The 22,948-nt window shown below is 49.4% G+C and carries 17 protein-coding genes, 2 tRNA genes and 1 pseudogene; 7 read left to right on the top strand and 13 right to left on the bottom strand.

Features of this window, described 5'->3' with window-relative positions; translation table 11 throughout:
- Positions 1 to 55 precede the first annotated feature (55 nt).
- The 3 genes from H6F93_RS26595 to H6F93_RS26605 form a co-directional block, all read right to left on the bottom strand.
- Complete coding sequence (locus tag H6F93_RS26595; RefSeq protein ID WP_190687478.1) at positions 56 to 463, bottom strand: response regulator; 408 nt, start codon at positions 461 to 463, stop codon at positions 56 to 58.
- A gap of 295 nt (positions 464 to 758) precedes the next feature.
- Positions 759 to 1,322 carry a hypothetical protein gene (locus H6F93_RS26600; RefSeq protein ID WP_190687481.1) on the bottom strand — a complete coding sequence of 188 codons (564 nt, stop codon included), beginning with the start codon at positions 1,320 to 1,322 and terminating at the stop codon, positions 759 to 761.
- Between the two features lie 255 nt (positions 1,323 to 1,577).
- A complete protein-coding gene (locus tag H6F93_RS26605) occupies positions 1,578 to 2,822 on the bottom strand; it encodes a DUF4912 domain-containing protein (RefSeq protein WP_190687484.1) in 1,245 nt (414 codons plus the stop codon).
- A gap of 501 nt (positions 2,823 to 3,323) precedes the next feature.
- On the opposite strand from H6F93_RS26605, the gene H6F93_RS26610 reads away from it, so the two are divergent.
- The gene (locus H6F93_RS26610; protein ID WP_199314054.1) at positions 3,324 to 4,034 is read left to right on the top strand and encodes an LmeA family phospholipid-binding protein; all 711 of its coding nucleotides are present in this window, start codon (positions 3,324 to 3,326) and stop codon (positions 4,032 to 4,034) included.
- A 26-nt stretch (positions 4,035 to 4,060) separates the two neighbouring features.
- On the opposite strand, the gene H6F93_RS26615 is transcribed toward H6F93_RS26610, so the two are convergent.
- The gene (locus H6F93_RS26615) at positions 4,061 to 4,933 is read right to left on the bottom strand and encodes a phosphatidate cytidylyltransferase (RefSeq protein WP_190645110.1); all 873 of its coding nucleotides are present in this window, start codon (positions 4,931 to 4,933) and stop codon (positions 4,061 to 4,063) included.
- A 230-nt stretch (positions 4,934 to 5,163) separates the two neighbouring features.
- A tRNA-Ser gene (locus tag H6F93_RS26620) sits at positions 5,164 to 5,248 on the bottom strand.
- Positions 5,249 to 5,483: 235 nt separating this feature from the next.
- On the opposite strand from H6F93_RS26620, the gene H6F93_RS26625 reads away from it, so the two are divergent.
- On the top strand, positions 5,484 to 6,326 hold the full coding sequence (locus H6F93_RS26625) for a DUF2996 domain-containing protein (protein ID WP_190687491.1): 843 nt from the start codon (positions 5,484 to 5,486) through the stop codon (positions 6,324 to 6,326).
- A 96-nt stretch (positions 6,327 to 6,422) separates the two neighbouring features.
- Here the strand turns inward: H6F93_RS26625 and H6F93_RS26630 are convergent, their stop codons facing one another.
- Entirely contained in the window at positions 6,423 to 6,914 is a 492-nt protein-coding gene (locus H6F93_RS26630; protein WP_190645108.1) for an NINE protein, read from the bottom strand.
- 156 nt (positions 6,915 to 7,070) lie between these two features.
- On the opposite strand from H6F93_RS26630, the gene H6F93_RS26635 reads away from it, so the two are divergent.
- The gene (locus H6F93_RS26635; protein WP_190687494.1) at positions 7,071 to 8,897 is read left to right on the top strand and encodes a M48 family metallopeptidase; all 1,827 of its coding nucleotides are present in this window, start codon (positions 7,071 to 7,073) and stop codon (positions 8,895 to 8,897) included.
- A complete protein-coding gene (locus tag H6F93_RS26640) occupies positions 8,898 to 9,824 on the top strand; it encodes a 2-hydroxyacid dehydrogenase (RefSeq protein ID WP_190687497.1) in 927 nt (308 codons plus the stop codon).
- A gap of 235 nt (positions 9,825 to 10,059) precedes the next feature.
- Here H6F93_RS26640 and hpf read toward each other — a convergent pair whose 3' ends face one another.
- Positions 10,060 to 10,707 carry a ribosome hibernation-promoting factor, HPF/YfiA family gene (gene hpf / locus H6F93_RS26645; RefSeq protein ID WP_190687500.1) on the bottom strand — a complete coding sequence of 216 codons (648 nt, stop codon included), beginning with the start codon at positions 10,705 to 10,707 and terminating at the stop codon, positions 10,060 to 10,062.
- Between the two features lie 159 nt (positions 10,708 to 10,866).
- On the opposite strand from hpf, the pseudogene lipB reads away from it, so the two are divergent.
- Positions 10,867 to 11,478: pseudogene (gene lipB, locus H6F93_RS26650) on the top strand (lipoyl(octanoyl) transferase LipB); the annotation flags it as partial.
- A gap of 70 nt (positions 11,479 to 11,548) precedes the next feature.
- Here the strand turns inward: lipB and H6F93_RS26655 are convergent.
- Positions 11,549 to 11,630 (bottom strand) — tRNA-Leu (locus H6F93_RS26655).
- 426 nt (positions 11,631 to 12,056) lie between these two features.
- The gene (gatB, locus tag H6F93_RS26660) at positions 12,057 to 13,541 is read right to left on the bottom strand and encodes an Asp-tRNA(Asn)/Glu-tRNA(Gln) amidotransferase subunit GatB (RefSeq protein ID WP_190645104.1); all 1,485 of its coding nucleotides are present in this window, start codon (positions 13,539 to 13,541) and stop codon (positions 12,057 to 12,059) included.
- A 346-nt stretch (positions 13,542 to 13,887) separates the two neighbouring features.
- Between gatB and H6F93_RS26665 the strand changes: the two genes are divergently transcribed.
- Together H6F93_RS26665 and H6F93_RS26670 are read left to right on the top strand one after the other, a co-directional pair.
- Positions 13,888 to 14,838, top strand: coding sequence for an ABC transporter ATP-binding protein (locus H6F93_RS26665; RefSeq protein WP_190687502.1), 951 nt, complete (start codon positions 13,888 to 13,890; stop codon positions 14,836 to 14,838).
- A gap of 104 nt (positions 14,839 to 14,942) precedes the next feature.
- Positions 14,943 to 16,625, top strand: a complete 1,683-nt coding sequence (locus tag H6F93_RS26670; protein ID WP_190687505.1) for an ABC transporter permease — start codon at positions 14,943 to 14,945, stop codon at positions 16,623 to 16,625.
- A gap of 59 nt (positions 16,626 to 16,684) precedes the next feature.
- Here the strand turns inward: H6F93_RS26670 and H6F93_RS26675 are convergent, their stop codons facing one another.
- From H6F93_RS26675 to H6F93_RS26690, 4 genes are all read right to left on the bottom strand, one after another.
- Complete coding sequence (locus tag H6F93_RS26675) at positions 16,685 to 17,905, bottom strand: cysteine desulfurase family protein (RefSeq protein WP_199314055.1); 1,221 nt, start codon at positions 17,903 to 17,905, stop codon at positions 16,685 to 16,687.
- A 217-nt stretch (positions 17,906 to 18,122) separates the two neighbouring features.
- Positions 18,123 to 20,531 (bottom strand): cistern family PEP-CTERM protein, encoded by a 2,409-nt coding sequence (locus H6F93_RS26680; RefSeq protein WP_190687508.1) that lies wholly within the window; start codon positions 20,529 to 20,531, stop codon positions 18,123 to 18,125.
- Positions 20,532 to 20,635: 104 nt separating this feature from the next.
- A complete protein-coding gene (gene trpE / locus H6F93_RS26685; protein ID WP_190687510.1) occupies positions 20,636 to 22,171 on the bottom strand; it encodes an anthranilate synthase component I in 1,536 nt (511 codons plus the stop codon).
- 132 nt (positions 22,172 to 22,303) lie between these two features.
- Positions 22,304 to 22,732 carry a photosystem I reaction center subunit II PsaD gene (locus H6F93_RS26690; RefSeq protein ID WP_190643645.1) on the bottom strand — a complete coding sequence of 143 codons (429 nt, stop codon included), beginning with the start codon at positions 22,730 to 22,732 and terminating at the stop codon, positions 22,304 to 22,306.
- Positions 22,733 to 22,948: the final 216 nt, after the last annotated feature.

Consider the following 22,948-nt stretch of genomic DNA (forward strand, 5'->3'; position numbering starts at 1 on the left):
ATTTCGCTTATTTCCGCAGACTACTCAAGGATGAACGAAGTAGTTGATGAATTTATTAGTCGCCAAGAGAGCCAGCAACAAGATGGAGGTCAGGCTTAGAGCTAGCAATTTCAGCATCAATTGCTTGGGTCAACGTGTTTAGATTGATTGGTTTATTCAAATATCGGCGTGCGCCTAAGTGCAAGGCTCTCAGCTTTTCTCTGCGGAACGTGAATGCAGAAACCACGATTACTGGAACGTTGTTCCATCCCGAATGGAGCAACTCTTCCAGTAACGCAAATCCATCTTTGTCAGGCAGCTTGAGATCGAGCAAAATAACGTGGGGTCTAAAACTTGCAATTGATTGTAGAAAGTTTGCCCCATTAGGAGAACTAAATACGGTGTATCCGTAATGCTCAAGCATATCTTGAGTCAAGAAACGATGATCATCGTTATCTTCAATAAAAAGAATGCGTTTCTCCATAACCCGATCTCAAGTGCTATGCCTTCACCCTAATTTACAGGTGAAACAAATAAATGGGCAAGTTGACTGATGTAATTAAGTGATCAGGCTGATGTATTGCCGAATACTTTAAACAATTCCGACGATCAAAAGAGAAACACATTCTTAATTTATCAAACTAAAGCGATCAAATCTGATCGTAATGAACTTATACCAATTCTTTGAGGACGCATATCTTGAAACGTGCCCCGCGTATGCAGGATACGTTCCAAGATATGCATCTTCATGTAGAAACGGTATTAATAGCTCTGGTTTTCTAAATCTCTTCGTTCCAAAGTCGCTCTAATTGATATTGCCAGGCTGCTAATATTTGTTCTCGTTGGGTTGCACTTTGGTCAATTTCTCCCATTACGCCTTCCTGATAAAACCGATCTAGCGTTTGCAAGGTCGTCTCCAAGGATTGCCCTTGAAGTTTGGCTGCTTGAACAATCTGACGAATTTGCGTTTCGGCAAGTCGATTAAAACTGGCTGATAGTCCTTGTTGTTGCAGTGTCAACAAGCGGGCGATCGCAGCCTTAAAATCTTCTGGCGTTAAGCTCGCTCGACTGTGTTGAAATACTCCCCAAAGTACGTTCTGGTGAAGGGCGTAACGCGTCTCCTGAGTTTCGTCAAAGTTGGCTTCGAGCAATTGCTCCAGGTAGGGAAGCGCTTCTTGAGCCGGGGCAATCGAGACAAGCGATCGCAGCCAGGATTGATCCTCGGACAGCAAAACCAGCAGGCGGACATTGTCTAACTGTACCTGCCAAGATTCAGGTTCAGAGATTTCAACTGCATGACCAAATAGCGCTTTTAGAGTATCGGTGATTTCTTGAGAAGTCATTTATCTTAATTTTTATCCTGCACTTTCATCTTATAAAGAGCGCGGGTAGACGGGTTAAACCGCCAGAAGGAGGACTTGATCCCTGCTCCCCTGGATTAGCCTCAACCATAGTGGTCAAAATGGTCTGCTGCGTGAATCGTTGCACAGTTCCAAAACAGCATTCATGCAGGAGCATGAATGCAGGAGCCCAAACAAAAAGCAAAGGGTGAGAGGTAATCCCTCCCACCCTCTGTTGTCATATATGGCTAAATAAACCTATACCAGCCATTCCTGAACGGCTTCCGCTTTGGTGTTCGTGTTGCGCTCTGGAGTCTCACGAGTAAACTTCATGTGAACTGAGCGGGTCTGCTCACCGTCAGCAGCGACTGCCATAATTGGGTAATCAATCAGCCCATCCTGGAAAGACATTTGGAAACGGAAAGTGCCATCGGGGTTGAGCTTGATGGGGCGACCACCAATGGTAACGGTTGCATCAGGCTCCGTTGCACCGTAGACGATAAGCTCCGCATCAGCAACCAACCAGAACTGGCGTGGGCGAATTGGAGGAGCCGAAGCAGAGAAGCCTACACCGGACATACCCACGCCAGACATATTCAACCCTGATGTAGTCGGAACAGCCCACATGCCAACACCCGACGGGAAGACGTAAGAGCTAATCGCCTGCTCAGGCACCTGCTGCATTGAGCCAAATAGCGATCCGGCAACTCGTTGAGCTTCGGCAGACTCAGCCATGCCAAAAATCTCATCGTAAATTGCGTTGCCATTAGTCATTACCCCTGCTGCTGCTGCTGCTGTTGCTGCCTGCTTGCTGGGAGGAGCAAGCTCGACGAATTGCTTGCCGCGCAGTTCCTCTTCCCAGGATACGCTGATGAACTGGTCGTCAATCCAGTCGGAGGGATAAACGGGAGGAATTCGCACGGGTGCAGAACGAGCCAGAATGAGCCAGCGGCCGTCACCTGCAATGTAGCCAATCTCAGCAACGTAGTCGCGATCGCTTACAGGGATGGGCAAATACCACTCCCGTGCCAGTTCATCACACTCGTACTGCTGCAGGCTGTGGGGTCTCTGGTAGTCCAGGTTGACATCGGTTACGTCATAAAAGCGTAATGCCAACCGATATCCACCCTGCCGACGTAGCTCCTCTTTGTGGCTACTGGGCACATCCCAATAGGTGTAAGCCCACTGGGGATCACGAGGCATCAGCACAATCCGGCTTTCGCCATAACCCTCTGGAAGATCAGCAAGTCCTTCATCTACGACTGCCAGCGAACCACCTGTGCGATCGGTCTGCCCTACGTCAAACTTTGCTGCTTCCACTTCTTCTTGTGCCTCCAAAATGCGGGGTGAACTTGGGGGATATTTAGCTTTTTGCGCTTCTTGAATTGAGGTCAACAACTGCTCTTTACGCATTCGACTGTAGCGAGATATGCCATATTCGCTAGCAATCTTGCGAAGTTGCCTTAGCGTCATTTCCTCTAGTGGTAGGCGTTCATTTGCCATGATTCGATCTCCGGTAGTTTCTATATCGGGTTGATTTGACCCTGAGTTATCCGTTCTGGCGGTGAACCACCTCATAGCCTTATGAATTCATAGACAACCGGATGCCAGGACTTTAAGTCTCAATAGGATAAGACAGGATTTTCTTCGGGATCAGGGGATCAGCCGTTAGGTTTATCTTGCAGAAAAATAATCAGGAGATCAAGGGGGGGCGATCGCCTGATTCTGGCTTGATCCACGGTTTTATCAGCCTGCACGGGATCAAAATGTCAGAATTTCATAACATTTACTCAAACGGGGGATCGTAGACGGGATCGAAAAATGTCATAAGAAATTGACTTTTGCTGTAAAGCTCCTCCAATAACAAGGGGATCACTGCTGATGCAGAAGTTGTGCAGAGAACCATTCCCTGCTGTAAGCTGCTCTAAAGCACATCAATCAACATCTGAATCTTTGAGTGAGAAGGCACAGCAAGGTAAGAACTCGGCTCCACCTAGGCATCGCATGATTAGTAGCGTTTTGTCCCCGGCGGTGCGCTTGTGGTTGCGATCGCAAGTCGAGCAGGTAGACCAGCTAGAGGTTGAAATTGAGGGGGGCGATCGCCAACTGCTCACCGGGCACATTCCTCAAGTCTCAATTTCGGCTCAGGGCGTAATTTATCAAGGGTTGCACCTTAGCTGCATTGATTTAACGGGGACAGGCATCCGAGTCAATTTGGGTCAAGTCATCAAAGGAAAACCGCTACGGCTTCTGGAAGTTGTGCCCGTTTGGGGGGAACTGTTGATGCGAGAAGCAGAGCTAAATGCCTCCTTGAAAGCTCCACTCCTGGCAAATGCAGTAACCGAATTTTTGGTGAATTTGCTGCGATCCAGTGATGCGTCCGGTTTAGCGGAGGGAGGCGAAGAGCAATCCCTGGATCTGCAAAATCTCAGTATTTTAATTGGCGCAAACCAGCTAACGTTAAGCGCAGACTTAATTTCTGTTAGCAGTGAAACAACGCTTCTGGTAATTCGTACCGGATTGGAGCAAGTCAGCGAACACGAGTTACAGCTTACTCATCCTCAATGGCTGCCTCACTTGCAGGCAAAGCGAGGATTACCCTTAAACGATCTGCATGGCTTCCTAATTGACCTGGGATCAGAAGTGGATATTGAAACGCTAACTTTAGAGCCTGGACAAATTTTTTGCCAGGGCAAAATCAACGTTATTCCTTAGCGAGACATCTACCCCAAAGTTCATTCTCAATTGGGCAGCAGAGGCAGCAGCAAAGTCACGAAATAGTAGACCAGTGGAGCCGTAAAAACATAGCTGTCTGCTCGGTCAAGAATGCCACCATGACCGGGGATCAACTGACCTGAGTCCTTCACACCAGCATCTCGCTTCATCATCGATTCGGTTAAGTCGCCCAACAAACTGGCAATACCAATCAGTAAGCCGAGCGCCATGCCAGAGAGCGGCCATCCCGTCCAACCCAGATACCATGCTCCTACAACCGCGACACCAACACTGCCCGCTACCCCGAACACGGCTCCTTCAACTGTCTTTTTAGGGCTGATGTCGGAAAGCCGGGTTTTTCCAAACAGCTTGCCAAAGACATAGGCTCCGATGTCTGCTGCCCAGATGCAGCCAAAGGCCAGCAGGGTCGTGGTTAGCCCAATGGGAAGATCGTTTAGGCTTTCGAGTGAGGTGGGAAAGTAGCCACCTAGAGGTAAATTGCTGACTTCAGCGTTACCTAGCGATCGCAACCGGACCCAGTAGCTAGGCAAATAGCCGCCATAGAACAATCCCAAAATTGAAGCAGAGATATCGGCGATCGTGGCAAACTTGGGCTGAAACAGTAGATAGAAACAAATGAAAGTTCCAGCAACGGGCAAAACCGCATCAGCCAGCGTTGTGGGATAGAACGTCGAAATAATCAAGAGTGCCTGACTGACTGCCAAAGTCGTCTTTGCGGCTGGAGCGATCCCCTTAGCCCGGACGAGTTGAAAATATTCCAGCTGCCCCAGGTAGATGATGATGCCAAAACCGAGGGTAAAGTACCATCCACCCAAAACAATCATCCCCAGAGCGAGGGCGATCGCAACAATAGCACTGAGGACACGAGACAGCGGCATAAGGGTTTTCTAATTAAGACAGTTTAAGTCCTAGCCTGATAAGACTTAACCTAACAACCATGATGAAGAGAAATTCAAAACAGATTCAAGTTAAGCCTGAGAAAACTCGGATTTGTGTTGTAACTTACATCTAAATCCAAGTTCTACAAGGCGAATTATTCCTTCTTATTAAGCCTAGATTAAACTGCTTTTGGCAATCCTTAACCGATTTCTCACTTCTAACTCTTAAACGGAGAGGGGGGGATTCGAACCCCCGTAAGGTTTCCCTTAAACAGATTTCGAGTCTGCCGCATTCAACCGCTCTGCCACCTCTCCAGGTGCATGGTTATTTTGTTGTCCAAGCCTTAACTATATTATCCGGTCTATCGTATTCTCGTCACAATCGATTCTGTAGTTTTGGCAAATATGGCGATCGCTATAGCTGTTATCAGAATTTCCATCTGCAGCAAGTTGAGCATCAAAGCCACTATTCATTAAGATGAGAACGGATGACAGCATAAGGGCATTCAGAAGCTAAGCCGTCGAGATTCACGTAAGGACTCACTTCACAATGGCAGAAGAAGCTAAATCAAACGCTGGAGAAAACAATTCCGAAGCAAAAACCACTGAACTTCCCGCCGATGGGAAGTCTGAAGCAGCTTTGACCGACGCAGCCGAAAAGCCAGCGGTGTCTGAAACGGCTCAGCGAGAAGAAGTTGCAAACCCTGCTGCGGGCAATGCTCACACTCCTGAAGTGGCAGAAGACAACGCACCCAGCTCAGATGAGCCAGAGGCAACTTCGCTTCCTTCTGCAAACAAGCCCGACGACGACCCAACTGGTCCAGAGCGCAAGCCGACCCCAGAGGATGCGAAAGAGAAAGCACCTGCCGATGAACCTGCTGCTAAAGCGGCTGGGGATAAACCCTCACCTGAAGAGAGAAAAGCCAAAGCAGCAGCAGCAAAGGCAGCTAAAGAAAAAGCCGCAGACGGAGATGGGGACGCCAAACCTGCTGCTAAGGCAAAGAAAGAAAAGCCGCCTGCCTTAGAAGACAAACCTTTTGCTGAGTTTATTAATCAGCACTTTTTGCCGACCCTAAAAGAGAATCTGACCAAGCAAGGGGTTCAAGACCTAGACCTGAAGTTTGAGAAACAGAAGATACCCGTTCCTGGGCTAGATGAAAATCCTGAGTGCTGGCAGGTGATTGGACGCTTACAGAGTGGCAAGCGCCAGTTCAATGTTGGCTTTTTGAAGGAAGATATTCAGGCTTCTAAGGTGTTTACCTATTCCGATAATGGCGGCAAGGCCAGTACGCTAGAGTCCTTTATGATTGACGAGCGAAGAGTTAATTTAGACTTGTTGGTGCTGTACACAGTGCAGCGACTCAACGCTCAGAAGTGGCTAGTCGGAAACTAAATCTTAGGACTAGATCCGGTGGATTAAGTAAAGACCCCAATTTTCAATGAATTGGGGTCTTTATTTATTGGAGTGGCGATCGCCCCACGTACCCATCTAAAGTTCAACAAAGTCGTAAAGCACAACTCCCGTAGTAGGGTCGTTTTCGATCGCCACATAGCCAGTTTTCGCCATTGCCCGCAGCGTGTTCTCCACGTCGGCAAAGTTGCATTCGGTATCTAGTACAGCTTGGGTCACCGACAGTTTGCCCCCTCTTGCCTCAGCCGCTTTCAGCAATTTGAGCATTAGCTGATCTTGGGTCAACAGCAAAGGTTTGGAATCAGGTGCCGATTGAACCAACGTTTCAATTGTTGGCTGGTAAGGCACCCCCATTGGCGACAAACCCAACTTGATTCTGGCTTTGGTGTTGTGCTCGTCAACCATATTGGGAATCAGAAAAAGATCCACGAGTTGCCCCACGCCAAATAAACCCCACGTACACATCCACAGAACGCCTGTGAAGATCTTTTTGTTATAGAGCCGATGGATTCCTGCTAGTCCAAATAGCCAGATCAGCCACAGCATATAACTGGTGCCCTTGTCATTCATGCTTTCAGCCCAGATAGGTTATCAGTTCCTTCAGTTTTAATGATAGAAACAACCCAATATTTTGTGCCCAATTCCTTGCTTTAGAGTTACAAACTGAATATAGCTGTCCTAAATTCTTTGCGAAATTACCGGAAATTCTACCTGGACTGGAGAGCGATGAAACCAATCTGGAGTTTTCTAATTGCCTGTAGTAGCGCAGCCCTGCTGTGCCCTACAGTGCAGGCAGCCCTTCCTGAGAAGCTTCTGGTTGAGCACCAATCCGCCGACGCGACCGTTACGCAACTCATCGACCCCATTGAGTTAGAACCGATCGCTGAGTCTACGCTACCTTCAACCGAGGCTCAAGTCGTAGAAGTTAATCCAGAACACCCTGCAATCAGCGATGGCGAACCGGAAATAAGCGATCTCCCATCCTCAGCAAGCAATCCTGAGATTCCAACTAACGAAGATGCCGTAGCACCTGACTCAGAGGTAGAAAACCCTGAACTAGAGCAAGCTGAATCTGTTGAGGCTGAGCCAAAACCCGATTTAGAGAACGGTGAGGCTCCTTCATCTACAGGTGAAGACGAGGATGCGATCGCTCCTGATTCCCCTACTGATGATCCGAATTCACCCAGCGAGGCAGAACCTGCAACTACTCTGGCTAACGAAGGTCGGCAACAGCTTTTGATCGAAGCCGATCGACTCTATCTGCAAGGGCAGTATGAACAGGCAGAATTTCTTTATCGCAAAGCAAAAGAGCCGTTTATCGCCGAGGCAGTGCGCGATCGCCCCGCTGCAATTTCTGATCCGGCGCTGTTGTCTCCTGCGGGTCAGGTCTATTGGCGGGAAGCTAACGCCGGACGAGAAGCAGAGCTATACACCCGATTGATGGTTCCCCTAGAGCTTTTGGTGGAGGAATACCCCGAGTTTATTCCCGGTCATCTGCTCCACGCCGAAGTTTTAGCCGAGCAAGACAAGCCCGAAGAGTCTCTGGCAGTCCTGGAGCGGGCAACAACGCTTTATCCAAATGAGCCAGAGTTGATTCAGGCACGAGTTGAAGCGCTGGCAGACAATGAGCGCTGGCTGGAAGCGTCGATCGCTGCCCGACAATTTGCGCTGCTCAATCCTGAGCGCCCAGATGTAGCTGAGTTTCAGACATTAGCCGATCAGCATTTAGAAGAGTTTCAAGAGCGAACACGGAGTCGGTTGAGGGGAAATGCGATCGCCAACTTCGTCACGGGGGCAGCCAGCTTCGTTCTCACCGGCAATCTATTTGGTCCTTTGTCGGCAATTGAAACAACCGTCTTGATGCTGCGCGGCGAGTCTGCGGTAGGTGAAAGCATCGCTAATCAAGCTACACGTCAGCTAGAGCTAGTTGAAGATGAAGCCATCGTTGCTTACGTGAATGAACTGGGACAACGGCTAGCAGAGGTTAGCGGTCGAGATGACTTTGAGTATGAATTTTACGTCGTTCAAGACGAAACGCTAAACGCTTTTGCGCTTCCTGGTGGCAAAATTTTCGTCAATGCTGGAGCTATTTTAGAAGCCAATTCTGAAGCAGAACTAGCTGGTTTGCTGGCTCATGAACTGTCTCACGCCGTTCTTTCACACGGTTTTCAGCTTGTCACCAGCGGTAACTTGACCGCCAATCTGCTGCAATTCATTCCCTATGGCGGCTATGCCGCAAACCTGGCAGTACTGAGCTACAGCCGCGACATGGAGCGTCAAGCCGATGCCCTTGGCACTCGCATCCTGGCGACTTCGGGCTATGCGGCTGACGGATTACGCAACCTGATGATCACGCTGGAAGAAGCAGAAGAAGAAAGCCTGCCGTTTATCTGGCTCTCGTCTCACCCTGATGCCGACGAACGAATTGAAAATATCGAAACGCAGATTGAACTCAACGGCTACAACCGCTACACCTATGAGGGCGTGGAGCGGCATCAGGCAATGCAGCAACGGGTTGAACAACTGCTCCTAGCACCCGATGAGGCTAAATAAATGAAATTTGTCTTGCCCGACCCTTCTGATTTATTAGAAACCGACAAAACTAGACTGAAAAGCTTAGGAGAAGTCACCTTCTACGAAGAGATGCCTGCAACCGAAGAAGAGGTGATTCAAAGAATCGACGGTGCAGAATTGATTGCCTTAAGCTGGATTGACATCACCGAAAATATCATCAAGAGCAATCCCAACTTAAAGTACATCGTGGTTTTAGCAGTTGGCTATGACCAGATTGATCTTCAAGCCGCAAGCGCAGCAAATATTAAAGTCATCAACTGTCCAACTCACAATGCTCTAGCAGTCGCAGAATATACGATTGGGCTAATCTTTACTGTGACGCGTAGAATCCTGGAAGCAAATTTATTTTTGCGAGAAGGAAGCTGGAGTCAGCAGCGATTTCGCGGGGTAGAGTTGCGGGGCAAAAAGCTAGGGCTAATCGGTTACGGAAACAGCGGTCGAGAAGTGGAAAAGCTAGCGATCGCCCTCGGCATGGAAGTTGAGCACGCCACCTCCAAAACTTCTTCAGGCGATCTCGACCAGCTAATTGCAACCTCTGACATTCTCAGCCTGCATCTGCCGTTAACGGAACAGTCCAGACATTTGATTGACGAAAGGCGGCTCAATTTGTTGAAGCCCTCAGCCTATTTGATTAACACCGCTAGAGGGGCGATCGTCGATCAGCAAGCGTTGATTAAAATCTTGAATCAGAAGCGCATCGCTGGAGCTGCACTCGACGTATTTGAAGATGAGCCAGTTTCAGGACTGCCAACTCGAGAAATGCTGGAGCTAATCAGACTCGGTAATGTTGTTGCCACGCCTCACATTGCTTACAACAGTGAAGAAATGGCAGCAAGATTGGGAGCAGAATTAATCGCAAATATTCAGGCTTGCATCGAAGGCAAGCCGGTTAATGTGGTGAATTAATATCACCTAACTCTAAACTTGTAGGTTGGGTGAAGCATAGCGGAACCCAACAACTGTGCTTGCCTAAATTGTGTTGGGTTCCGCATTCGCTCCACCCAACCTACGCAATGACGAAGATGATGCAATTCTGAGAGGGCGTAGCATTCGGGCAAGGATTGGGTTGAAAACCACAAATATAGCTGCCGAATGCCACGCCCCTACGAGATATTACACGCCCTAACCTTACTTCAATACTCTACGACTGGGCGTGATTTGCTGTTTCAATCCTTTTTTCGTGAGCGATTTGAGCAAACTTGCCATTTACATGACCGTTGTTATTTCGCGGCTGAATTACTCCATATCCTCCATGATTCCGCTCATAGATCACATTAATCTCGCCTGTTTCTAAGTTGCGGAACATGTAAAAATCGTGGTCTACCAGTTCTAATTGCTCCAACGCTTCATCAAGCGTCATTGGAGGCATTGCAAAGTATTTGGTGCGAACCACTTCACCCGGAAGCTCAGGAGTGCGATCTTTGATTAAATCGGCTTCAACAGGTTGCTCGCTCACTACGTCTGCTGTCTTCAGGGGAGCGTGAACTTTTGCTTGCCGTTTCTCCTTATATTTCCGCAGTTGCCGAGCAATTTTGTTTGCAACCAGATCAATGCTGGCGTAAAGGTTTTCGCTGCTTTCTTCGGCTCGAACGACTGTACCGTTTGCGTAAATCGTGACTTCAGCGGTTTGTTTGGGGTTTATCCGAGGGTTGCGGGCTACCGATAAATGCACATCAACTTCAGTGGTTAAACTTTGAAAATGATTGACTGCCTTTTCAATCTTCTGATGTACATACTCATGAATCGAATCGGTGATTTCGATGTTTTTGCCCTGGATAACAAGCTTCATGGAGTCGCCTCCCCTAAGTGTTTAGGTTATGTTTTCACCCTAGCACTTTGTATTCTGGAGAACAGTGTCGTTTAAAATGTTTTGCATCCGTTGATAATTCTTGATTGAATCAGCGTCATTTTTAGTTGAATTTGTGTCAATTCACCCTTGATTTCAAAAATGGACTTGGGTACACTTGCGATCGCTTCATTAACTGATACTCGTTCCCGTCGGTGTTTGCTCTACAAACCGGGACTTGTACCCTACTCAACGGCTTTGTCATGGCAGCGATCGCTTGTAGCAGAGCGACGTAACCAACCTGACCTAGATGACGTACTGCTACTGCTAGAACATCCGCCTGTCTACACGCTGGGTCAAGGCGCTACTCTAGATTTTTTGAAGTTTGACCCAGACACATCAGATATAGAAGTTTGTCGGGTCGAGCGTGGTGGTGAAGTGACTTACCATTGCCCCGGTCAAATCGTTGGCTATCCAGTTTTGAACCTGCGCTACTACCAGCAAGACTTGCACTGGTATCTACGCCAGCTAGAGGAAGTGTTGCTCCGAGTACTTGCAGCCTACGGTCTACAGGGTGAACGAGTGCCAGGGTTAACCGGAGTATGGTTGGAAGGACGTAAAGTTGGGGCGATTGGCATTAAAGTTAGCCGTTGGATTACAATGCACGGCTTCGCGCTGAATGTTTATCCTGACTTGCAAGGGTTTAATCAAATTGTCCCCTGCGGTATTGCCGATAAACCCGTTGGCAGCTTGGCACAGTTTCTTCCTACTGTTGACCTCGATCAGGTTCACCAGCAGGTTGCTGCCTCCTTTGCAGAGGTATTCAACGTTCAGTTTCAGGAAATGCGGATGAAAGGACTTGAACCTTCACTTCTTGCGAAACTAGAACCTAAATCTAGCGCGTCTACCAATTCCGCCACATCCGCATGAATCTAGCTTAGATATCTTAGCAAAAGAAAGCCAACGTTGCTGAACCTAAAAGGTGAATTTGGGTATGGCAACAGTTTTACTTCTTTACTTCCATGCTCAGATTGGAATTCTGGGCAGTATTTAGATTAGGAAGACGGGGAGCGCAGAATTACTTTGAGAAGCCATTAAAAAAGGGAGAGCCATTAAAACGACTCTCCCTACCATCAGGGTGCATCTACTTAGCGTATTATGGCACTAAAGGGGTGGGGGGTGTCACCCCCCAAAACGAGTTTTTCAGGAAAAGTTTTGTAAAGATCAGAAAAACCGCTGCATGGGGTGAGGGGTTTGACCCCTCATTTTAGATTTTGCCCAAAAAATTCCAGGGATGGTGGTAGTTTCCCTGGAATTTCACTAAATCTTGAGTTTACTTGAGTTTGAACAATCTAACCGTTTAATTTCTGGGTGAGAAGCTGGTTGGTCAGCTTTGGATCAGCTCTTCCACCCGTTTGTTTCATCACCTGCCCGACAAAGAAGCCCAGCAGCTTAGTCTTACCACCCCGATATTTAGCCAGTTCGTCGGGATTGGCAGCAATCACAGCATCAATCGCTGCTTCGAGAGCACCTGTGTCCGAGATTTGGGTTAGCCCTTTGCTTTCTACCAACTTTTTAGCAGAGCCGCCATTCACCAACAGTTCAGGCAGAATGTCTTTGCCAATTTTGTTGCTGATTGTGTTGCTTTCGATCAGTTCAACCAGTTCTGCCAAGGTTTCGGGCTGGAGGGGAATTTCGCTAATGCTGAGCCGCTTTTCATTCAGGTAGGCGCTGATGTCGCCCATGATCCAATTAGCAGCGAGCTTGGGATTAGCTTTGGCAGCAGTGGCAGCTTCAAAGTATTCGGCGATCGCCCGATCATCCGTCAGCACTCGCGCATCATAGGCAGATAATCCTAACTCGCTCTGATAGCGTTCGCGCTTTTTGGCAGGCAATTCAGGAAGTTGCGATCGCCATTCTTCCAACTGCTCAGCGGTCACCTCAATCGGCCCTAAATCTGGCTCAGGGAAATAACGGTAGTCGCTTGATCCTTCCTTAATCCTCATGCTGATCGTGCGTTGGGAGCCTTCTTCCCACAGCCGCGTTTCTTGCAAAATCCGTTCGCCAGATTCGATCGCCTCGATTTGCCGCTCAATCTCGTAGTTGATCGCCCGTTCGATTGCGTTGAACGAGTTCATGTTCTTGATTTCGACCTTGGTGCCAAATTCTTCCTGTCCGACGGGACGCACTGAGATATTCACGTCGCAACGCAATGAGCCTTCCTGCATGTTGCCGTCGCTCACACCCAGGTAGCGCAAAATTCGCCGCAACTCTTGAGCATACTCAGCCGCCTCTTGCCCAGAGCGCATGTCCGGCTCGGAGACGATTTCGACCAGCGGTACGCCCGTGCGGTTGTAGTCTACGAGGGAATGGGTAGAACCAGAGAGGCGATCGCTGCCTCCATGCACCAGTTTGCCTGCGTCTTCTTCCATGTGCAGGCGCGTGATGCCGATGCGCTTGCGGACTAGAGTGCCATCTTTATCTTCAACATCAACCTCTAGCCAACCGTGTTCGGCGATCGGCAGGTCATACTGCGAAATTTGGTAGTTTTTGGGCAGGTCAGGGTAGAAGTACTGCTTTCGGTCAAATTTGCTGTAGGGCGCGATCTGGCAATTCAATGCCAAACCCGCTTTGACGGCATATTCCAACACCCTTTGATTGAGCACAGGCAGCACTCCCGGCATTCCCATACAAATCGGACAAACATTGGTGTTGGGAGGCGTGCCAAATTCGGTAGAACAGTTACAGAAAATTTTCGTGTCAGTTTTGAGTTGACAGTGGGTTTCTAACCCAATAACTGCTTCATATTGGGTCTTAACCGGAGCAGCAGTTGTCATGATTACTTTTTAGCTAGGCAGTGATTGGGTCTATTTTAGCCCGTAAGGGGAAGAGGGAGGGGCTAAAGAGGGGCTGGGGGCTAGGGGCTGGGGACTAGGGAAAAAGGCAAGTGACTGAAAGGGAAGGAGAAATGATGCGATGTGCAACTAAATTCCTGGAAGCTCTAGTTTCTTGTGGAGCAGGCATCTTGCCTGCTTGGATTTGGACGGGCAAGATGCCCATCCCACAACCCTAGCCCCTAGCCCCTAACTTAGTTTCAATTTCTGAAAATTTACCGACAGATCTTGTAGGGACAGTTAGGCTATCGATTAACCTCTTGTCCTGCCCTTTACATTCCGTGATCTTATGGCGAAGGAACTGGCAATTCGTACTCGCGGGCTGACCAAACAGTTTGACCGTCAGGTTGCCGTAAATGACATCGATTTAGAAATTGAGGCTGGAGAAGTTTATGGACTAATCGGACCGAATGGCGCAGGGAAAACGACTCTGATTCGGATGTTGGCAACGGCAGAGGAGCCAACGACAGGAGAGATTTTGATTAATGGCGATCGCCTCCTGCGCGATAAAACCAACGCTCACATCAAGCAACGGATTGGTTACCTGCCAGATGACTTCCCGCTTTATGATGACCTGACCGTTTGGGATTATCTAGACTATTTTGCGCGAATGTATAAGCTGCGGCAGCCCCACCGCAATCGTCGTTTGCATGAAGTGCTAAACCTGGTGCAGCTTGCGCCAAAGCGAAATAGCCTGATTGCAACCCTGTCGCGAGGCATGAAACAGCGCCTTAGCCTGGCCCGCACGATTATCCACGAACCGATTTTGCTGTTGCTGGATGAGCCAGTTTCGGGGCTTGACCCGATCGCCCGGATGCAGTTTCGCGAAATCATCAAAGTGCTGCAAGAGGCGGGGATGACAATCTTGATTTCGTCCCACGTGCTGAGCGACCTGGCAGAACTTTGTACCTCGATCGGGATTATGGAGTTAGGCTATCTGGTAGAAAGCGCGCCCCTGCAAGAACTCTACCGTCGCTTGAGCCGTCAGCAAATTCTCATTTCAACGCTCGGCAAGCTGGATGCACTCCGGCAAAACTTGAGAAGCCATCCCCAGGTGGAGAACGTAGAAGTTTTGCCTGGAACCCAAACCGTCAGAGTGCAATTTTCGGGAGAGCCAAAGGAATCTGCACTGTTGCTGCGATCGCTCGTCGGCGCAGGCATTCCAATCAATGACTTTCACTGTGTTCGCGAAGATTTAGAAACTATCTTCCTCAAGCTGGGGCATCAACAAGCATCGTGACATCATAAGCGACGAGAATTTTCTGCATTCACCCATGACTTAACGACGATTTAACAACCAGCTCAAGTGTCTATCCCTCATCCTTCATCTCTCATCCTTAACCTATGCGTCTTAATCTGCTAGACCAAATCGGCGACTGGAATCCTCAGCTATTTCGAGAACTTAAGGGTCGGCTCAAGTCCCGCAATGTTTTGATTGCGATCGGCTTGTCGCTGATGGCTCAGTTTCTTCTACTCAACTTTTTCAACAATCAGCTTCCTAATCTCAGTAGGACTTACAGCAAATACTGCACTGAGTATGACCCCGCCAGCTATGGATGTCTCAAACAGGGCGGGGACTATTTAATTGATTGGATGATGTGGTGGAGAGACATCTTCATCGCCTTAAACTGGGGCATCATCCTGGTGTTAATGCTGGCTGGGGTCTATCTGCTAATCAATGACCTCGACCAGGAAGAACGGCGCGGAACGCTGAATTTTATTCGTCTCAGTCCCCAGCGGAGCCGTAGCCTACTGACAGGCAAACTGTTAGGAGTTCCGGTGTTGCTTTACCTGGCAGTCGGCGCAATTGTGCCACTGCATCTATTTGTGGGAATGCAAGCGGATGTACCGACCGTTTTTACGGCGAGCTATTACCTGATGCTGTTTGCAGGTTGTTATTTTCTGTATAGCGCTGCGCTGCTGGGTGGCTTTATGGGTAAGCTGCAAGGCGGCATTGGTGGAATTCAGATTACGACTGGAACGGCTTTCCTGGGCGTATTTCTGACCGCCTTTTTATTCATCCCAAACTACTTTCTCTGGAATGTGTTAACCGTCTGGAGCCGCTTTTCTCAATATGTTATTGGCAGCAGCACGGGAACAAGCTCAGTGCAGTGGTTTTACATTCCGCTGGAGCAGAGTTTGATCCTTTCGCACGGGTTTACTCTGTTTGCCCTGGGCATTGGAAGTTACTGGATTTGGCAAGCGCTAGACCGCTGTTTTCATAGCCCTGGGGCAACCTTGCTGAGCAAGCGACAAAGCTATGGGCTGATGATCAGCTTTCAGGTGTTGATGCTGGGATTCTTTATACGCGATTGGGGGCAATATGCTTACGATGATTCTGGGTTTTTCATTGCTCAGGTTGCCGTAGTTTCTAGTGCCAATCTGGTGCTGTTTTTGGTGTTGATTGCCATGCTGTCAGCTCACCGTCAAACATTGCTAGATTGGGCACGCTATCGTCACTTTGAGCGAAGCAGCCTGCAAATCGGGTCAGCACAAACCACGACGGGTTCCACTCGGCAACGTTCGTCAATGTGGCAAGACCTGATCTGGGGTGAAAAGAGTCCGGCTGTGGTGGCGATCGCCATCAACATGCTGATCACGGCGGCAATTCTGCTGCCCTGGATCATCTTCCACCCAGAGGGCGTGGAGAAATGGACGGTTGTGACTGGGTTGGTCATCAGTCTGAACCTGATTGCTATCTATGCATCGATTGCCCAACTGACCCTGATGATGAAAAATCAACGGCGTGGTTGGTGGGCAATGAGTGCAGTTGCGCTGGCGATCGGACTACCCCTCCTTGCAGGTGTGATCCTCTACGCCGAGTTCGGTTCAGGTACGGCAACTGCACTACTGTTGTTCTCACCTATGCACTGGGTTTGCCTGGCTCAAGGTGCGCCTGCCTTTATGCCGCTACTGGCGATTGTGGGGCAGTGGGGGGCGATCGTATTGCTCAATGCTCAGCTTGCCAAGAATCTGAAGCGGGTAGGTGCGTCAGAGTCGAAACCGCTGCTGGCTGGAGTCAAGTAGTCCACATTCTAAAACTACTGGGTTGGGGGTTAGAGGCTTGCACTCTGACCCCCAAGTTTTTATGGCTCAATCAATATTTTTGCTGAGGTTTGGCGTAGGGATTGGATGGTGGCGATCGCCACCTCAGCCGCCTGGTCAATTTCTGCTTCTGTATTGAATTTACCAATGCCAAACCGAATTGAGGCAAAGGCTAATTCCTCGGAGCGTCCTAACGCGGATAGCACATGAGAAGGTTCGATCTTGGCGGCAGAGCAAGCAGACCCTGAAGAGACGGCAATAGTAGACTGCAATCCCAATAGCAGCGCCTGCCCATCTACACCCGCGACGCTGATGTTCAGGTTTCCGGGTAAACGTTGGGTTGAATGTCCGTTGAGGTAAATGCCCGGAAGCTCACTCAGGCGCTGCCAGAGGCGATCGCGCAGTTGAATTTGCCGTTGGGATTCTGTCTCCAATTCTGCTAATCCCAACTCCACTGCTTTGGCAAAACCGACAATCTGCGGTGGGTACAGCGTTCCCGCTCGCATTCCTCGCTCTTGCCCACCGCCGTGCAGTTGTGCTGCCAGTTGCACTCTCGGTTGACGGCGACGCACATATAGCGCCCCAATTCCCTTAGGTCCGTAGACTTTGTGTGCAGTCAGAGACATCAGGTCAATCTGCATTGTCTCTACGTCGAGGGGAATTTTGGCGATCGCCTGAGCCGCATCGGTGTGAAACAATACGCCTCGACTACGGCACATTGCCCCAATTTCTGCCAAAGGCTGCAACACTCCAATTTCGTTATTTGCTACCATTACCGACACCAAAATGGTGTCCGGTCGAAAAGCCTGCTCCAGTTCTTTCAGGTCAACCAAACCATCCGGCTGAACAGGTAGAAACGTCACCTCAAAGCCAAGTGACTGCAAATAGCGACAGGGGTCTAGAACCGCGCTGTGTTCGGTTTGCACAGTGATGAGATGTCGTCCCTGCGAAAAGTAAGCTTCTGCTACGCCCTTGATTGCCAAGTTGTTGGCTTCTGTTGCACCGCTGGTGAAGATGATTTCTTCGGGGGTAGTGGCGATCGCCTCAGCCAAAATTTCTCGTGACTGCTTAACCGCTGCCTCTGCTGCCCAGCCATACAGATGAGTGGTGCTACCAGGGTTACCAAAATGCTCTGTAAAGTAAGGCAACATTGCCTCTAGCACTCGTGGATCAACCGGCGTGGTAGCGTGACAGTCTAAGTAGATGGGGCGTTGCACAATAATTCCTGCGATCGGTTTGTCATCTAATACCGATCTAAACAAATTTCAGGGCAATTGATGACAAGCAGGGTATTTCACGAAACGTCCGATCGACGATTTGTCCGGATCGCAATTCGATATGACAAACACCAGTTGCCTAATGAAAAAGTGGAGGCGCAATGCACCTCCACCTCATTTAACGCCCACTGTTAGGAATGTCTGCTATTGAAGCAAACGTTTGTTCGCTCTAATAGCGGCATGTCATTAACCTGCAACTTCTTTAGTTACGTCCGCCTGGAGTGCGTCCACCTTCATCGTTGCTGCCACCGCGAGGCTGTGAGTTGCCAGGGTCACAACCCTCTGCACCATTACCGATGCCCTGGTTGCAATTCTGACGACCAGAGTTATCATCGTCGTCGTCGCGGTCATCATCGTCGCTATCGTCGTCGCCATCATCACCCTCGTCATCGTCATCGTCGCTGTCGTCATCACTGTCGTTATCGCGCTCTTCGAGATCGTCGTCACTGTCATCATCGTCATCTGATGTTGTGACAACGTAAGGCGATGAAATTTCGGTAACACTGCCTGTGCTGAAGAGTGCTTGGTAGATGAAAACAGCAACCTCTGAACGGGTAGCAACACGGCTAAGGCTGAGCACGCGAGTTTCTGGATAGTTCACCACAATGCCTTGCTCGGTCAGCGCTGCAAGCAGACTACGAGTTTCGGAGGAACTAATGGTCGAAACATCGGTGTAGTAAGCCAGCGTTGTATCGACAGAACTGCTAGAGGAAAGCCGTAAACCTCGGGCGATCGCCAGCAGCACATCCGCACGAGTCAAACTCCGCGTCGGGTTAAACTCGTTGTCGTCATCCAAGCTCAAAAAGCCCATCTCATAAGCTTCTTGAATTGCGGTGTAAGCCCAATAGGATGAAGATACATCCCTGAAGTTGACTGCATCCCGCACGTCCCGCAGCTCAAAAGCACGACGCAGCATTGCCGCAAACTGAGCTTTAGTGACGGGTTGGTCAGGGCGGAAGGTGCCATCGGGGAAACCTTCGATGATTTCCAGAGCAGCCAGTTCGCTAATAAACTCACTTGCCCAATAGTTGGAGGCAACATCGCGGAAGCTAACCCGTGTGCTTTGACGAGCAATCAACTGCGCCCTGCGAATTGCGGTAGCGGATTCATTCAGTAGAACAAGGCTGCCCGTCTCGTTGGTGTGGTAGACCCAGACCTGCTGTTGACTGCGTGCCACAACTACCCAGCCCGGAACAAGCGCTTCGGTGCAGGCGTTGTTGCTAGGCAAGCCTAAGCAACCATCTGACCAAACTTTACGACGCACTTCGACGATCTCTAAGTTCGTGACTTCACCCGAATATTGTCGGGCGATCGCCTGCAGCACAGAAGACCGCACTGATTCTGAAAAACCAGTCTGACTTACACTAACCGCAGTCCGTTCAGTTGTGACGCTGCCAGAAGTGCCGCCCGAAACTCCAGTGACTTGTCCCTCGGTTCTCGTTTCAGTTCTTGTTTCAGTTCTCGTTTCGGTGTAGACGCTAGCCGTCCGGGTTTCGGTTGCTGCCACATCCAGAACGACAACAGAACCGGATTCATCCGTGCGGTAAACCCAGGTTTGCTCGTCAGATTCAACAACAACCCGCCATCCGGAAACGAGTGCTTGAAGGCATGAATCTGCAGGGCCACCCAATCCTAAACAACCATCCGTCCAAGTTTCTTGACGAGCTTCTACAATTCGCAGCTCAGAAATGGCTACTCCTGACTGAGTAGAGATTGCTCGGTAAACCGATTCGCGAACTGAATCAGGCAACTCACCATCAGATTCTGCGTCATCGTCGTCAGATTCATCATCATCGGATTCTGAGCCATCGTCACTGTCATCAGATTCCGAATCATCGTCATCATTGTCATTGGATTCTGAGTCATCGTTGTCAGATTCCGAATCATCATTGTCATCATCGGATTCCGACATTGCAACATCGTTGCTGACTTCTGTGAATGAACCTGCTAGCTCAAAGCTGCCTGCCTCGGTTTGAAACTTAATGGGGAAGGAGGCAAGAGAAACGCTGGGCGTTGCACCAAAGTCGCCTGCAATTTCTAAACGGAAAGAGTCTTCGCTGCTACCCGACTGTAGCCCCTGCATGATGGAGCCACCGCTACAGTTGTTGGCTGCGTAGATGCAAACATTGATGTCTTTGAAACCACCGGGAAAGTTTTGCTGGTTCTGATTGATGACGACGGTTTCAAATGTTGCGGTGTTACCCTCGATCACGCTCAAAGCAACGTCCGTCGCAGTGGGGGTGATGCCAAAGCCAAAGCTGGTAATCGCAGCCTGAAAGGAACTGGCAGTTTCGTTGTTAATGCTTACGTCTAGCACCAGGCGATTGGACGTTAGCTCAACCACTTCAAAAACTGCCGTCGCTGTAAGTTGGGGAATGTCTGCGTTAGCAGGTAGCACCCAACTTACGGGAAATCTTTGACCTACATCCGTTGCAGTTATTCCGACCTCATATAGCGATTGACCCGATGGGTTGCCTGCTGTTTCGCCAGACTGAGTTTCAAAATCAAAAGCAAGGGCAGGTGTTGGCAAGAGAGCCAGAGCAGTAAGCCCTGAGAGCACCAAAATCACCTTACTAATCGCACTGACAGCCAAAATTCGCTTTTTCGCCACGCTCACACCTCGTAAACAGGTAATGTTTGCCTAGTCGAGTGGTGTGACGAAAGCTACTGAATAGCTTGTTCCTCAGTTAAAGAATATTAAAGAAAACTTTACGACTACAGTCTCAAACAGCGAATTGCTTCCAACATTCCTCTTGCTTTATTCAGGGTTTCTTCATACTCTTTTTCCGGTTCGGAGTCAGCAACCAATCCTGCGCCTGCCTGAACGCTGACCATATGGGTGCCGTCAGACTGGCTACGAACCACCATTGTGCGAATGGCGATCGCCGTATTCAAATTTCCCTCAAAGTCGTAGTAACCATAGACTCCTGAGTAAGGACCACGCCGACACGATTCCAGGTCATGGATGATTTCCATTGCCCGAATTTTGGGTGCGCCGCTGACTGTCCCTGCCGGGAAGCAGGCTTTGAGCAAATCCCAAGCTGTTTTACGGGGTGCTAGTTCACCAATCACGTTGCTGACAATGTGCATGACGTGAGAATAGCGCTCGATTACCATCAGCTCATCAACTGTTACCGTGCCGCTGGCGCAAACTCGCCCTAGGTCATTTCGCCCCAGGTCTACCAGCATGACGTGTTCAGCAACTTCTTTAGGGTCTTGCAGCAAGTCCTGAGCCAGAGCTGCATCTTCTTCAGGAGTTTTGCCGCGAGGACGGGTTCCGGCGATCGGACGCAGGGTCGCGATCATGGGCTGGTCAGGCTGGGGCGATCGCTCTACCTTGACCATGACTTCAGGGCTAGAGCCAATAATCTGCCAGTCGTGGAAGTGAAAATACGCCATGTAAGGCGACGGATTGATCAACCGCAAAGAGCGATACAGCGCAAACGGATCGCCCTTAAACTGCGTCGAAAGCCGCTGCGAAATTACTACCTGAAAAATGTCGCCTGCCTGGATATGAGCCTTGGCTTTTTCCACGTTGGCGCAAAATTCAGCCTTTGAAACATTGCTGGTGTAGTCAAGCTGCGGCCGCTCTGCATCACTAGGCGGTGTCCACTCCAAAATCGTGTCTTGGTGAGATAACGGCAACTGGAGCTTGTCCACAAGCTGTGTTACTCGGTTGCAGGCTTGCTGGTAGGCTTGCTGCAAATCGGTTTGCGGGTCGCGCAGGTCAGCATAGGCGATCGCCCAAATTTTGCGCTGCACCTGATCAAAAATCAGCAGATGGTCAATCTGCATCCACAGCCCATCCGGCAAGTCAGTCTCCTCAACCGGGTAAACGGGTACTCGTGGCTCAATCCAATTGATCAGTTCGTAGCCCCAAAAGCCAAGTAATCCGCCAATTCCGGGGGGCAGTTGAGGCAGGTCGACAGGATGATAGGGTTCAAGGCACTGGGCAAGGGTTGCAAAAGGGTCGCCCTCGAAGGTATGGCGATCGCCCCCCCGATGAGTTTGAATTGTCTGATTGCCTCTAGCCTCCAAAATCCACAGCGGATCACAACCCAGCAGGCTGTATCGAGCCAGTTTTTCCCCACCCTCAACCGACTCCAGCAAAAAGCTGTAGGGCTGTCCTGCACAGACCTTGTACCACGCAGATACCGGAGTTTCTAAATCAGCAACCCACTCCTGGTAAACCGGAACAAAATTACCTTGCTGTGCGAGTTCAGAAAATTGAGCAAAATCAGGAAAAATCATGCGTCCCTACTGGCGATTTGAGCTGATTTGGATATCCTATCGCAACAAAACAAAGGGGCAGGTTTTACCCTGCCCCAACCAAGAAGCTATTGATCAAGTCCACAGCCAAAGACTAGCAGGACGCTACGTGTACTAGACCTCGTAGGTTTTGTTGCCGCTAAATTTGATTGAGGCAGGCTCTGGGTTGCTGCCAATGTTGCGGTCGTTCTTGCCAACATAAGGACGACCGGGATTCACCTTCTCAGGGAAAACGCCATCCTTAGGATGCAGATACTGAATCTCACCGCTTGGGAAAATGCGGTAGATCTTGTAGTTATCGATTTTGGGCTTGAACTTATTGCGAAGCTGCGCTCCTAGAGCGATGCAATACTCTTTACGAGCTAGATACAGCAGGTTATCTCCCTCCTGCATCGTTGCAGCGCCACCAGTTGGCATTTCAAATACCTGCGCTTTGGGGCTAGTCCAGGTAATTGCATATTTTTCTTCTACTTCAGCTTTGGTCAGCAAGCCACCTGTGCTGCCGCCAAACAGGGGAGTTTGTCCAGTAAGAGTTTCTGCCATGAATTTGTCTCTGAACATTTTTTGGCATCGTATCACCGCGAGTTCACCCAAATCTCGACTTCTTGAGGAACTGTTACAGAAGTTATGAATTATGAGTGATGGGTTATAAGTTATGAAGAGTTATGAAGTTTGAATTTATGCCGAACCCCAAGAGGCGGGAATTTGGGCCCCCAACTCAAAACTCATAACCTAAAGTTCGTAACTCTTAACTCCTAA

Origin of the sequence: Leptolyngbya sp. FACHB-671 (assembly GCF_014695745.1) — a bacterium.
Taxonomy (GTDB): domain Bacteria; phylum Cyanobacteriota; class Cyanobacteriia; order Elainellales; family Elainellaceae; genus JAAUTN01.

Excerpts from the sequence above, each read along its gene's own strand:
- H6F93_RS26595 (WP_190687478.1), bottom strand. The coding sequence starts at position 463 with ATGGAGAAACGCATTCTTTTTATTGAAGATAACGATGATCATCGTTTC.
- H6F93_RS26600 (WP_190687481.1), bottom strand. The coding sequence starts at position 1,322 with ATGACTTCTCAAGAAATCACCGATACTCTAAAAGCGCTATTTGGTCAT.
- H6F93_RS26605 (WP_190687484.1), bottom strand. The coding sequence starts at position 2,822 with ATGGCAAATGAACGCCTACCACTAGAGGAAATGACGCTAAGGCAACTT.
- H6F93_RS26610 (WP_199314054.1), top strand. The coding sequence starts at position 3,324 with ATGATTAGTAGCGTTTTGTCCCCGGCGGTGCGCTTGTGGTTGCGATCG.
- H6F93_RS26615 (WP_190645110.1), bottom strand. The coding sequence starts at position 4,933 with ATGCCGCTGTCTCGTGTCCTCAGTGCTATTGTTGCGATCGCCCTCGCT.
- H6F93_RS26625 (WP_190687491.1), top strand. The coding sequence starts at position 5,484 with ATGGCAGAAGAAGCTAAATCAAACGCTGGAGAAAACAATTCCGAAGCA.
- H6F93_RS26630 (WP_190645108.1), bottom strand. The coding sequence starts at position 6,914 with ATGAATGACAAGGGCACCAGTTATATGCTGTGGCTGATCTGGCTATTT.
- H6F93_RS26635 (WP_190687494.1), top strand. The coding sequence starts at position 7,071 with ATGAAACCAATCTGGAGTTTTCTAATTGCCTGTAGTAGCGCAGCCCTG.
- H6F93_RS26640 (WP_190687497.1), top strand. The coding sequence starts at position 8,898 with ATGAAATTTGTCTTGCCCGACCCTTCTGATTTATTAGAAACCGACAAA.
- hpf (WP_190687500.1), bottom strand. The coding sequence starts at position 10,707 with ATGAAGCTTGTTATCCAGGGCAAAAACATCGAAATCACCGATTCGATT.
- gatB (WP_190645104.1), bottom strand. The coding sequence starts at position 13,541 with ATGACAACTGCTGCTCCGGTTAAGACCCAATATGAAGCAGTTATTGGG.
- H6F93_RS26665 (WP_190687502.1), top strand. The coding sequence starts at position 13,888 with ATGGCGAAGGAACTGGCAATTCGTACTCGCGGGCTGACCAAACAGTTT.
- H6F93_RS26670 (WP_190687505.1), top strand. The coding sequence starts at position 14,943 with ATGCGTCTTAATCTGCTAGACCAAATCGGCGACTGGAATCCTCAGCTA.
- trpE (WP_190687510.1), bottom strand. The coding sequence starts at position 22,171 with ATGATTTTTCCTGATTTTGCTCAATTTTCTGAACTCGCACAGCAAGGT.
- H6F93_RS26690 (WP_190643645.1), bottom strand. The coding sequence starts at position 22,732 with ATGGCAGAAACTCTTACTGGACAAACTCCCCTGTTTGGCGGCAGCACA.